This window comes from Paenibacillus xylanexedens (assembly GCF_007680605.1).
GTDB lineage: Bacteria > Bacillota > Bacilli > Paenibacillales > Paenibacillaceae > Paenibacillus > Paenibacillus xylanexedens_B.
The window spans coordinates 331,902-344,015 of record NZ_VEIO01000002.1; the positions used below are offsets into that span (position 1 = coordinate 331,902).

Consider the following 12,114-nt stretch of genomic DNA (forward strand, 5'->3'; position numbering starts at 1 on the left):
TGATTGGAATTAGTACTATTATATCGCTACAGGATATCTGTGTATATATTTTTTGACATCAATTGTTCGCTTGTTTTATTTTAATAACGCTCACCAATGTTGTTGTTATTATGTATACGTTTTCTTGTGGTGAAAATATGAAAAGTGTTGATTTAACTACAGATTTTAACTTTTTTCAGGTTTTTTATTTTATTTTTGTGTCAATTTATATAACGCTCATTTTCTTGTAAAATTGTATAAAAATAAGTAATCAGTGAAGGGGAAGACGGTTATAATGGCAAAATACAAGGTTGTTATTGTAGAAAATGTCTAAAATTTTGGACGTTAAATTTTGTGTATTCTTATTTTTTAGACATATACTCTGTTTAGATGAACGTTTGAGTTTGGTGGTGCTATATCATCGGAAAAAGGAAAAACCATGCACTCCAGAATGGCTGGGTTGCATGGTATGACAGGCTATCTCTACCATCAATTCTAGCGAAACATGTTCTTCACAACCATCCAGAGATTCGCAGGTTTCTCTGCCAGACGGCGGGTATAGTACGGATACCACATCGTGCCATAGGGGACATAACAACGAATACGATAACCTTCTTGTGCCAGACGCTCCTGTTCACTCATGCGAAGACCATATAACATCTGGAATTCAAAGGCCTCAGGGGAGATGTTCCGATCCTTCGCGTATTGTTTCGTCCAGGTAATGATGTGATCATCATGGGAGGCCACAGCGGTATAAACACCCTGATCCAGATGATGACGAATCATCGTTTTGAACTGATGAATGACCTCGGACGTATTTTGATATGCGACACTTGCAGGTTCTTTATACGCTCCTTTGACCAAACGCAGCCGAATACCTTCCCGAATCATATCGCGGGTATCTTCTTCCGTTCGATGCAGATAAGCCTGCAATACGGTACCTGAGTTATCCAGCCCTTCCGAATGCAGTCTACGCACGATATCAATGGTTGCTTGGGTGAACGGACTGTCCTCCATATCAATCCGGACGAACAGTTCATGCTCCTTCGCCCGGGCGGCAACCGCGCGAATATTCCGGTACCCTTCTTCAGGGTCAAGTGCCAGCCCCATCTGGGTTGGTTTCAGTGAAACATTGGAGTTCACACCGCTATGCGCTATACCTTCAACTAATTTCACGTATTCATCTCTGTAAAGTGCCGCCTCGCGCAGATGGGTGATGCCCTCTCCAAGATGATCCAGTGTTGCCATAATGCCTTTGCTATTTAAAATGCGAATTTCCTCCAGCGCCTCTTCCAGCGTATTACCGGCTATGAACTTGCCAGCCAGCTTTTTGCCGTATTTGAGAGACAGGTTCTCTACAGCTTTATTGCCAGCTACGGTTAACAACGTTTTGCGGTATAGTTCCGTTCCGACACTCATCGTGGTTCCTCCCTAAACATTCATCATTGTGTATTTACATATCTAGCAAAAATCGTGCCAAAATCTGCTGAATGCGATTGCTGATGCCCTAATTATTTTTGTGAGAATTTTATTTCCGTGAATCAAAAAAAATTCATTCTCAAGCGGAGTTGGCACGCTTCTTGCTTCATATATTTGAATGAGACGACCCACATCCTGAAGGAGGAATCATTGATGAATATCCCTTTTGTTAACGAACCATTTACAGCTTTTTCGGTGCAAGCGAACCGGGAAGCCTTTGAGGAAGCGCTCCATAAGGTGAAATCCGAACTGGGACAGGAATATCCGATGATTATCGGTGGGCAAAAAATAACCGGCAACCGCACGTTAAACTCCGTTAATCCGGCAGCTAAGGATCAGGTGATTGGAACGATTCATCAAGCGGATCAGGAGCTGGCCGAGAAGGCCATGCAAACGGCTGCGGAAACGTTCCATACCTGGAAACATACGGACCCGAATGAACGGGCCCGTTATCTCTACAAAGCGGCAGCAATCATGCGCCGCCGCAAGCATGAGTTCTCCGCCTGGATGGTCTATGAGGCGGGCAAAACCTGGCCTGAAGCAGATGCAGATACTGCTGAAGCGATTGATTTTATGGAGTTTTACGCAAGGGAAATGCAGCGTCTCAGTGAACCGCAGCCGCTTGTACGGATTGCTGGTGAAGATAATGAACTGACTTACATTCCGCTTGGTGTTGGCGTGGTGATTCCGCCGTGGAATTTCCCGCTCGCGATTATGGCAGGCATGACCTCGGCTGCTTTAGTATCGGGCAACACGGTGGTGCTAAAACCGGCAAGCACTACACCGGTGATCGCTGCCAAGTTCGTGGAACTGCTGGAAGAAGTGGGTCTGCCAGATGGGGTAGTCAACTTCTTGCCAGGGCAAGGCAGTGCGGTGGGTGATTATCTCGTCGATCATGCACAGACACGTTTTATCAGTTTCACAGGTTCCCGCGATGTCGGTCTGCGAATCAATGAACGTGCTGCACGCACCGCTCCCGGTCAGAAATGGATCAAACGTGTAATCGCCGAGATGGGCGGGAAGGATTCCATTGTGGTTGACAGTGACAGTGATCTGGAACTGGCAGCAGAGTCGATTACAGCTTCGGCTTTTGGTTTCTCGGGACAAAAATGTTCGGCGTGCTCCCGTGCCATTATCCATAAGGATGTATATGATGAAGTATTACAAAAGGTGCTGGAGCGTACGAAGAAGCTGACGATGGGTAGCCCGCTTGAAGTGGGAAATTACATGGGTCCTGTTATTGACGATAAGGCGTATGCTAAGATCACCGAATATATCGAGATTGGCAAAGGGGAAGGACGTCTGGTTCATGGCGGGAAGACAGGTGATTCCGCAGGTTATTTCATCGAACCAACCATTATTGCGGACGTAGATCCGCAGGCTAGAATTTCGCAGGAAGAGATTTTTGGTCCGGTGCTGGCCTTCATCAAAGCCGATTCATTCCAGGATGCGCTGGAGATTGCCAACAATACAGATTATGGCCTGACAGGTGCGGTGATCTCCCGCAATCGGGCACATCTGGAGCAGGCAAGACGTGAGTATTTCGCAGGTAATCTGTATTTCAACCGCAAGTGTACGGGGGCTTTGGTGGGGACACATCCATTTGGTGGATTTAATATGTCGGGTACAGATTCCAAAGCAGGCGGCAGGGATTATCTGTTGCTGTTTACCCAAGCGAAGCTGGTGTCTGAAAAATATTAAATGACTTTTGACAATGAATGTATGTATTGACATGCTGACAAGGGTTGGATTGTATGGTATTATGCCTGCAAATCCCAGTGTTACAATGAATAGTGTCCAGCTTGACATAAGGAGGGCATCGGATGTTAGGTGTTCAGTTGGTGCAGGAGCAGCGCTTCCGGCTGTCCATCACGCCGGAAATGAAGCAGTCCTTTCATTTGCTGACCTTGTCCGGTCAGGAACTGATTCGTTATTTGCAGGATGCCGCAGCGGATAATCCGCTACTTGAACTGGAAGAGCAGTCCATTTATTCTTTTAAGCCATCAAGACGAAACAATCAGCAGGTGTATCCTTCCTATGACCCTCTGCTTCAGGCCAAAGGAACAGCGCCTACGCTGGAACAAATCCTTGCTTCGCAAATTCGCACGATGAAAATTCCGCATAGGCTGGAGAAAGTGGCGGTCTATTTGGCTGGATGTGTGAATGCTGATGGTTACTTGAAGGTTGAGCTATCTGAAGTACAGGTTGAACTCGGATTGTCCGTGAGCGAACTGAACGCAGGAATTGATTTACTGCAGTCCTTGGACCCTCCGGGTGTAGGGGCGCGAAATCTGCAAGAGTGTTTGCTGTTGCAGATTCAGCGTGACCCAGCAGCGGTTCCTTGTGCCGAGCGTATCGTTCGGGCAGGGCTGGAGGCCTTGGTTCCTTTTCATCCCGGACGGACAGCAGGCAAGCATGGTATAACTTCGCGGGAAGCACAAGCAGCGTACGAGTATATTACTCGTCTGGACCCCAAGCCTTGTCGGTCGATAGGCTGTAATGAACGTGCGCATTATATCGTCCCCGATGCTACCGTGGATATGGTTCATGGGGAAATGGTGCTCAAGCTGCTTGTAACAGGCAATCCGCGGGTATCCTTAAACGAAGCTTGCAACAACTGGATACAGGAGTCGTCTCCCGGCGAAATCTGGGTGACTCGGGCAGCTGAGGCGAGAGCCATTATGCGAAGTGTGCAGCAACGACGCAGGACATTGTTACGTGTACTGATGGCCATCATGGAAGAGCAAAAGCGCTTTTTAAGTGAGGGTCCCGATGCACTTGCGCCGCTTAAGCTGGCAGCGATTGCTGAGAAGGTACAGATGCATGAATCAACAGTTAGCCGGGCCGTGAACGGAAAATATATACACACTCCTTACGGGGTTTACGAGGTTAAGGCTTTTTTCGATTCCGGTATTACGACCGTGTCTGGAGAACAGACGTCTGCATCGGCTGTCAAACGGCGGCTGAAGGAAATCATTCGAACCGAGCAACTAAACAAACCTTACTCAGACAGTCAATTATCAGCTCTCCTTGAAAACGAGGGAATCATCATTTCCCGAAGAACCGTTGCGAAATACAGGGAGGAGCTTCGGATTCTGTCATCCCTGGAACGAAAACGCTGGGCATGAAGTTTGCACGTCTTCTCATGTAAAATCCGAACGATTCTTTATGATCTGAAATTTATCCTATGAAATTATACTTCAAATAGCCCTGTTATCCGTTGATAAACGGATAACAGGGCTTCTTTAGAATTTTCAATCCGAATCCATAAGATCAGTGTGTTTACATGCGCTCCATGTTACGCAGGAAATGTTCTCCGGCAATCCCCGGCGTGGTCATCTGTTCTGGATGTAAAATCTCTTCCAATTCTTCAGGAGTCAGCAAACCTCGCTCCAGAATAATTTCTTGCAGGGTCATGCCGGTTTTCAATGCTTCTTTTACAATGGAAGCAGCTACGTTATAACCAAGATGCGGGTTCAAAGCAGTCACGACACTAAAACTTTGTTTCATGATTAGCTCGCAACGCTCCCGATTGGCTTCCATCTCTTCCACGGCGTAACGTGTAAACACATCAATTCCGTTATTCATAATCTTCAGCGATTGCAGCAGGTTAAATGCAATAACCGGTCCCATTACATTCAGCTCGAATTGTCCGGCTTCACAAGCCATGCAAATCGTGTGATCATTTCCCATGACCTGGAAGGAGACTTGATTGATCACCTCTGCCATGACCGGATTGACTTTACCAGGCATAATGGAAGATCCCGGTTGACGAGGCGGCAGCAACAATTCGTTAAATCCGGCACGCGGGCCTGAAGCCATCATGCGAATGTCGTTACAGATTTTGGACAGGCTGACGGCACATACTTTCAGTGCGGCTGAGAGTTCCAAGTACGCGTCTGTATTCTGTGTCGCGTCAACCAAATCATCTGCGGTCTGTAGCGGCAGGCCAGTCACCTCCGACAGATACTCGGTAACCTTGACGATATATTCCGGTTTGGCATTGAGTCCTGTACCTACAGCTGTTGCACCCATGTTAATCATAAGCATACGTTTATTGGCATATTGAAGACGTTCAATATCCCGTCCAATCACGCGCGCATATGCGCCGAACTCTTGTCCAAGTCGGATAGGCACGGCATCCTGAAGGTGGGTACGTCCTACTTTGACAACATCGTTGAACTCAATCTCTTTTTTGTGGAAGGCTTCCTGCAGTTTTTTCATCGTACCCAGCAGGGTCTCCGAGAGCTGATAAGCCGCAATGCGCAGCGCAGTTGGCACAACGTCATTGGTAGACTGAGACATGTTCACATGATTGTTGGGGTTACAGTGGAAGTAATCTCCCTTGTTTTTGGTTAACAGTTCCAGTCCGCGATTGGCCAAAATTTCGTTGATATTCATATTCATGGAGGTGCCTGCACCGCCCTGAATGGAGTCTACAATAAAATGATCGAGATGATGGCCTTTCATCATTTCATCCGCTGCCATGATGATGACTTCCCCAATCTTGTTTGGGAGCATTTTCAGTTCCATGTTCGCCATCGCCGCCGCTTTTTTAACAGCAGCCAGTGCCGTGATCAGTTCGCGGTGAACCGGAACACCGGTAATCGGGAAGTTCTCTACAGCCCGCACCGTCTGAATTCCATAATACGCATAAGCTGGAATTTCTTTTTCGCCGATAAAATCTTTCTCCGTCCGTGTGGACATAGTAGACATCTCGTTCGCCTCCAGTGGCATCATAAAAATAGTTCGGCTCCAGCGTTGCTGAAGCGCACTCAGTATATCATTTAAGCAAAATAGATGCCAAGCTAAATGATTCTTTCGTTGAAACCGATAATAATTTAAATTGGGGAATTTTAAATTTCATATCATGAATTACAGCAACAGGGGAGGGATACCTAAGCTTGTCTTATTCATTATGAGCTTTATGGTATGAAAGTCATGCATGAACGGCTTGTGAAAGGTAAATAGAGCGTTTTCAGTGATGTTTGTCACATGAAATTTGGTACAAGATTGGTAAAATAGGAAAAAAGGACTACGGGGTGCGAACATGAAATGGACTTTAGGGGCAAAGACTGTCGCAGGTTTGGTACTAATTTCAATTATTACGTACGGAACTAGCGGCTTTTTTATTTTCTTTGTAAAAGATTGGATTTCGCTTGATATGCCAAACTGGCTGTACATATCTATCATTTTGCTTATGGGAGTATGTTGGAACGGGATTCTCGGCTGGATTGCTTCCCGCTATCTGACTCGTCCGATTGTTCAGCTGTCTCGTGCAGCGCAGCAGGTATCTTCCGGTGATCTTACGACGGAGATTCCGCAGCGCCGTACACAAGATGAGCTTACCGTATTATATGATGCGTTCAACGTAATGGTTTCTAATCTGAGAAGTATCGTGAACGATATTGCGGAAAGTACACGAACGACCTCTCAGAACGCACAGTCATTGAGTGAAGCCATTACGCAGGCAGCAGAACAGATCGAGATGATGTCTGAGGCTGTGGATCATATTGCGGTTGGCGTAGAGGATCAGAAAGTGACTTCCCAGCATTCCCTGATTACTGCGGATGAGATGTTGAATGATTTTCAAAAAATGCAACATCAGTCTATAGGTATGACCGAACTGTCTGGTAAGATGGAACGTTCGGTGGGTCATACAAAAGAAACCTTCTCATCATTGATGAAAGGCATGGACGAACTGGCCGAGTCTCACAATCGTTCCCGTGATATTATGCTACTCTTGGAGAAGGAAGCTTCCGATATTGAAGTGATCACGCAATCGGTCAAAAATATTGCTGAAGAAACAGGGCTACTCGCATTGAATGCCTCTATTGAAGCGGCGCGTGCTGGAGAAGAGGGCGCAGGATTTGCCGTTGTAGCGCAGCAGATTCGCAAACTTGCTGATGAGAGTAAAGATTCCGTGCATCGTATTAATGAACTGATCAGTCGTGTTCAACAACGAATCCGGGAAACCGTGGAGCTGAGCCATGAACAGCATGGACTGGTTGTGAACGAATCAGAACGAACGGTTTCCGTTGATCAGACGTTGCTTGAATTGACAGGCACGGTTGAAGTGTTTATGCAAGGCGCTCATGATATTGGTTCCAAAATCGCTGAGCAGACAGGGCGCGTGGAGCAAACGCATGGTCATGTGAAGAAGATCCAGGGGAAAGCCGGGTCCTTCTCTGATGAAGCGAAGCGCATCATGGATGCCGCGCATGAGGAGACCGCAATCATGGAGGAGATATCCTCTTCTGCAGAAGAGTTGAGACAGTTAACAGATCGATTACTCGATAAAACTAAAGCATTCCGGATGCAGCCTTGAGCTGCTTCCGGAGTGTTTTTTATTTTCCGGGAAATCAGGGCATGCCTGCGGGAAACTTTCTTGCTTGGAACGAAAATTCGGCAAAATCCACTTTCTTCAGCGATTGCAGTCACGCCCTAGTTTATTATGGATAAAGACGAACGTTTTTTCGTGTGATTGAAGGTTTGTAAAGATTTTTTAAGAAAGATTAACAAAATTGCAACGCGCGGGCGATAAATGAAGATATAATAGGATTATCACAACAGAAGAAGGAGCCCAGTATATTGAAAACTTGGACAGGTATCCTGCTGATGATTATTTTGGCGGTGGCTACACTTTCGGTAACTTCAACTGCCAAAACGACAAATGAGTCGCAACAACAGCTTAATATAGATGAATCATCCAGCCAGGCCGCAGCGGTCGAGGCTTCCCATATAGATCGAATGAATGATGCAGTGAACAGCAACAAAGAAATGATGCCAGTTAAAGCAGATGATGTTTCGGTGGCACCGGAAAATAACGATGTTCGAGTGTACCCAATGAGTATTGGGGGCTCGGGATATATATATAATGGCCTTGTGGTTGAGGCAAACGGCAAAAAACGTGAATTTAGTGATTGGAGAGCAGAGGGGGGATCGTACAAACCTGAAGTACATGAACTGGATTTGAACGATGACGGTAAAAAAGAGATTGTGGTGTTGTATTCAGAGGGACACGGCACCGGAATTTATCTGGGTCAGGCATACATTCTTGATCCGGCTTCACTGGAAGTAATGAAGATGCAGTCTCTGGATGACATTGTGAAAGAACATGTACAATCCAAAGTGACTGCAACCTCTGATCAGATTAAGATCGATATTACCGTGGATGGGGTTCCGGCCGAGTCCACGAATGTGCAGAAGGGGGCAGGTGATGGCCTCTACAATGATAAGCTGCAATTTGGTCGTGTGACTTATTATAGTGTCGAGAATGGCAAGCTTGTTGTTTCTACATCGGGTGCATATGGCGAAGGGTTGTATGCTGGCGATTTAACGTTTGCCTATGTGTTTCAAAATGGGGAATGGAAGGCGAACGACTTGAAATATAGTATGGAAGTATATGAAGAGGAATACTACGAATCATTTGATTGAGTAAAGGCTGGAATTGTGCTGCAGCACGAGGTCTTAGATGTAAATACCTAATATAATACAGGACATGCCATGGCAAGCGTGACCATTGAATGGGGCTGAAAAAAAAGGAGTGACTACAGCCTCATTTTGTGCTGTCTTGAAACAAAAAAAGTTGCGAAAAAATGCTGAAAACAATTGACATTCACGCTTTAGTCGTTTAAATGTATAAAGGACAACTCATTTAAACGTCTGGGAGGGAATTTGATGAAGAAAAAAGTCGTACTTGGTTTAATGGTGGGAACATTGACACTCGGTATTGGAACAGGTGCACTGGCAGCTACAGGCCTGGAACAAATTAAGGCCTATCTAAACAGCAAAATTACGTTGAAACTAAATGGCGAAACAGTGACAGCCAAGGATGCGAATGGTAAGACGGTACTGCCAATCACATATAACGGAACCACATATCTGCCGGTTCGGGCAGTAGGTACGTTGCTTGGAACAGAGATCAATTATGACGGTGCAACTTCATCCGTCCTCATCGGTGGAACGAATGGGTCTGCGCCAGTAACAAACACAAAAGTAACGCTGAGTGCACTTGGAACTTCCGTACTGGGATCTACCGCTTGGCACACCAAAGATCCTAAGGATACCACATACAAAGGCAAAGATTACAAAGATGTATATCTGCATAATGACCCTACAAAACAGGGCGATGATATCCAGATTAATACGGGGAAAAAGTATTCTTCTCTTCACTTGGAACTTGCCGCGCTGACGGGAAATCAGGAGATTCATATCTACGATCAGGATCTCGCGACACTTAAAAAGTTCAATATCACTCCGGAAAACGGTATGATGAGCTTAGATGTAGATGTGAAAGGTACAGACGCTGTCTATGTCGAGATCGTATCTGAAGATCCGGGTTCAGCCCTGTTTGTACCGCTTACAACGTCATATCTGACCAAGTAAAACAGAATGAATAAGTTTGCCACCTTACATCATAAGGGGAAGGCAAGCATAAGCATAAAAAAACGATGCTCCGCCAGGCAAGCCCTGAAGCGAATCCGGTTTTCAGAGTTGCCTGGTTAGCATCGTTTTTTCGTTTTGAATTGAGTATTTGTGGACTTACCCGACAACCATGAATATTAGCGGATCATGGTATCCAGCGGTTTCAGGTTTGCTTCGATCTCAGCACGGCGTCCTTCCAGGAACGGAGGTAACGCGAGTGATTCTCCAAGTGTGGCGAAGTCCTCGTCCGTATCGAATCCGGGTCCATCTGTCGCAAGCTCAAACAAAATACCGTTAGCTTCACGGAAGTACAGGGAGCGGAAGTAGAAGCGGTCTACAAAACCGGAGCTTGGGAATTGGAACTGATGAACTCGGTCAACCCATTGTCTTAATTCTTCCTCATTGTCTACACGGAAAGCGACATGGTGCACACTTCCGCGTCCTGGCCGTTCTTGCTCCAAATCATTGCGTTCCTCCAAATGAACTTCTGAACCGCTACCTCCTTCGCCAGATTCGAAAACAAGCACATCAGGCTGACCTGGAGTAAATGCAGGATAGCTACCTTTCGCTCTAAATCCAAGCAGTTCGGTGAGCACGGGTGTAGTGAGTGAAGCATCCCGCACAGTCAGATGAATCGGGCCCAGTCCAATGATGCCATACTCCGCCGGCACAGGGCTTCGATCCCAAGGTTTGCCCCCGGCGACACCCGAGTTATGTTCATCGGATACGAGAATCAGCCGCATACCTTCAAAGTCTGTGAATGCCAGCGTCGCACGACCTCCGCGTTGTACAATCTCGCCGTGAGGTACTTCATATTCATCGAAGCGCTGTGCCCAATACGCAAGGGCTGCATCACTTGGCACACGAAGTGAGGTGGCAGAGATGCTGTTTACGCCTTCGCGTGTGCGTCCAGCCATCGGAATTTCGAAGAAGGTGAGCTCTGTGCCGGGATTTCCTTTCTCGTCTCCATAGAACAGGTGATAGACCGAAACGTCATCCTGATTGACCGTTTTTTTGATCAGACGAAGGCCCATGATGTCCGTATAGAAACGGTAGTTTTGATCGGCATGTGCGGTAAGCGCGGATACGTGGTGAAGTCCTTTGATTAACATAATATATTCCTCCTAGATAGAGATAAAGTTGGGTCTTATGAACATTTCTTGAATGTGCTAGATCGCTAATGTTTCGAATAACAAGTCAGGGTAAGGATTTAATTTCGGCAAAAATTGATGCTTTATTTAAAGTTACTAACTTTTTGTATGTTTTGTTCTTGGTTTTATCTTAACATAAAGATATTTAAAATACAATACTTATTTGAATGAAGCTGGACAGGTGTAAAGATCAGTGGCAAAATGAAAAAGTTACCAATCACAATAGAAGAAGTCACCTCTATTAACCAGAATAAAAGGAGAGAAGAAAGGCATGGCCTATCCACCGTGGCTTGACCCGTATGACGCAGAGCCTTTTGCAGCATTCTCGACTTCACATATTGTAGCGATGATCATTATTTTTGCACTTGTTATCCTGTTATTTCTTTTTAGGCACCGTCTTCGTTTCATGTCTGAACGCTCAAGCAGGCTCATGCGCATCGGTCTGGCAGGGTTTATGATCGGTTGTGAGATTGTCCTGCAATTCTGGTATGTGTATGGAGGAATTTGGAGTCTGCAGACATCGCTACCGCTGGAACTGTGCAGTTTGTCGTTATTATTATCAGCGTTGTTATTACTGACACGCCAAAGATGGTTATTTTCTGCCTTGCTTTTTTCAGGTATCGCAGGTGCTCTGATGGCCATAGTTACGCCGAATCTCGGTTATGCTTTTGCTCATTTCCGCTTCATTCAATTCTTTGTCGCACATGCGATGATTATTCTTGCTCTGCTCTATATGACCTGGGTAGAACAACTTCGTCCTGGATGGCGATCTGTTGCGGGCTCCATGATATTTGTAAATATTGTTGCGCTCGTGGTATATGGTTTGGATGTGTTGCTCGATGCGAATTATATGTTCCTGAGACATAAACCGGGCACACCGTCTGTGTTAGATATGCTTGGACCTTATCCCGTCTACATACTTGGAGAAGAGGTTCTGGCTCTGGTGTTATTCTCCCTGTTATACATGGTGCTCTTTGCGATTCCCGAGTGGCTGAAGCGTGCCAGTGGCAAAAAGGAAAAGCAGCCGCAGACGTATTCCAAAAACTAACTCCCTGCAACTAAGCTTTAATTAAGATAA

Annotated in this window: 9 protein-coding genes; 6 read left to right on the top strand and 3 right to left on the bottom strand. The window is 46.0% G+C overall.

Annotation, left to right across the window (positions count from 1 at the left end; translation table 11 throughout):
* Positions 1-474: 474 nt before the first annotated feature.
* A complete protein-coding gene (locus tag FS818_RS16080) occupies positions 475-1,398 on the bottom strand; it encodes a proline dehydrogenase family protein (protein ID WP_145333161.1) in 924 nt (307 codons plus the stop codon).
* 213 nt (positions 1,399-1,611) lie between these two features.
* On the opposite strand from FS818_RS16080, the gene pruA reads away from it, so the two are divergent.
* Positions 1,612-3,159 carry an L-glutamate gamma-semialdehyde dehydrogenase gene (pruA, locus tag FS818_RS16085; RefSeq protein WP_145333162.1) on the top strand — a complete coding sequence of 516 codons (1,548 nt, stop codon included), beginning with the start codon at positions 1,612-1,614 and terminating at the stop codon, positions 3,157-3,159.
* Positions 3,160-3,281: 122 nt separating this feature from the next.
* Positions 3,282-4,586: an RNA polymerase factor sigma-54 gene (gene rpoN / locus FS818_RS16090; RefSeq protein WP_145333163.1), complete on the top strand. Its 1,305-nt coding sequence runs from the start codon at positions 3,282-3,284 to the stop codon at positions 4,584-4,586.
* A 154-nt stretch (positions 4,587-4,740) separates the two neighbouring features.
* Here the strand turns inward: rpoN and FS818_RS16095 are convergent, their stop codons facing one another.
* Complete coding sequence (locus FS818_RS16095; RefSeq protein WP_145333164.1) at positions 4,741-6,174, bottom strand: aspartate ammonia-lyase; 1,434 nt, start codon at positions 6,172-6,174, stop codon at positions 4,741-4,743.
* 334 nt (positions 6,175-6,508) lie between these two features.
* Here FS818_RS16095 and FS818_RS16100 point away from each other — a divergent pair, with 334 nt between their 5' ends.
* The 3 genes from FS818_RS16100 (at position 6,509) to FS818_RS16110 (ending at position 9,846) form a co-directional block, all read left to right on the top strand.
* The gene (locus FS818_RS16100) at positions 6,509-7,786 is read left to right on the top strand and encodes a methyl-accepting chemotaxis protein (protein WP_145333165.1); all 1,278 of its coding nucleotides are present in this window, start codon (positions 6,509-6,511) and stop codon (positions 7,784-7,786) included.
* A 263-nt stretch (positions 7,787-8,049) separates the two neighbouring features.
* On the top strand, positions 8,050-8,895 hold the full coding sequence (locus FS818_RS16105; protein WP_145333166.1) for a hypothetical protein: 846 nt from the start codon (positions 8,050-8,052) through the stop codon (positions 8,893-8,895).
* Positions 8,896-9,138: 243 nt separating this feature from the next.
* On the top strand, positions 9,139-9,846 hold the full coding sequence (locus FS818_RS16110; RefSeq protein ID WP_145333167.1) for a stalk domain-containing protein: 708 nt from the start codon (positions 9,139-9,141) through the stop codon (positions 9,844-9,846).
* Positions 9,847-10,022: 176 nt separating this feature from the next.
* Here FS818_RS16110 and FS818_RS16115 read toward each other — a convergent pair whose 3' ends face one another.
* Positions 10,023-10,997: a ring-cleaving dioxygenase gene (locus FS818_RS16115; protein WP_145333168.1), complete on the bottom strand. Its 975-nt coding sequence runs from the start codon at positions 10,995-10,997 to the stop codon at positions 10,023-10,025.
* Between the two features lie 310 nt (positions 10,998-11,307).
* Between FS818_RS16115 and FS818_RS16120 the strand changes: the two genes are divergently transcribed.
* Positions 11,308-12,084 (top strand): YwaF family protein, encoded by a 777-nt coding sequence (locus FS818_RS16120; RefSeq protein ID WP_145333169.1) that lies wholly within the window; start codon positions 11,308-11,310, stop codon positions 12,082-12,084.
* Positions 12,085-12,114 lie beyond the last annotated feature (30 nt).

Coding starts and splice junctions, on each gene's coding strand:
- FS818_RS16110 (WP_145333167.1), top strand. CDS start 9,139: ATGAAGAAAAAAGTCGTACTTGGTTTAATGGTGGGAACATTGACACTC.
- FS818_RS16100 (WP_145333165.1), top strand. CDS start 6,509: ATGAAATGGACTTTAGGGGCAAAGACTGTCGCAGGTTTGGTACTAATT.
- FS818_RS16115 (WP_145333168.1), bottom strand. CDS start 10,997: ATGTTAATCAAAGGACTTCACCACGTATCCGCGCTTACCGCACATGCC.
- rpoN (WP_145333163.1), top strand. CDS start 3,282: ATGTTAGGTGTTCAGTTGGTGCAGGAGCAGCGCTTCCGGCTGTCCATC.
- FS818_RS16095 (WP_145333164.1), bottom strand. CDS start 6,174: ATGTCTACTATGTCCACACGGACGGAGAAAGATTTTATCGGCGAAAAA.
- FS818_RS16080 (WP_145333161.1), bottom strand. CDS start 1,398: ATGAGTGTCGGAACGGAACTATACCGCAAAACGTTGTTAACCGTAGCT.
- pruA (WP_145333162.1), top strand. CDS start 1,612: ATGAATATCCCTTTTGTTAACGAACCATTTACAGCTTTTTCGGTGCAA.
- FS818_RS16120 (WP_145333169.1), top strand. CDS start 11,308: ATGGCCTATCCACCGTGGCTTGACCCGTATGACGCAGAGCCTTTTGCA.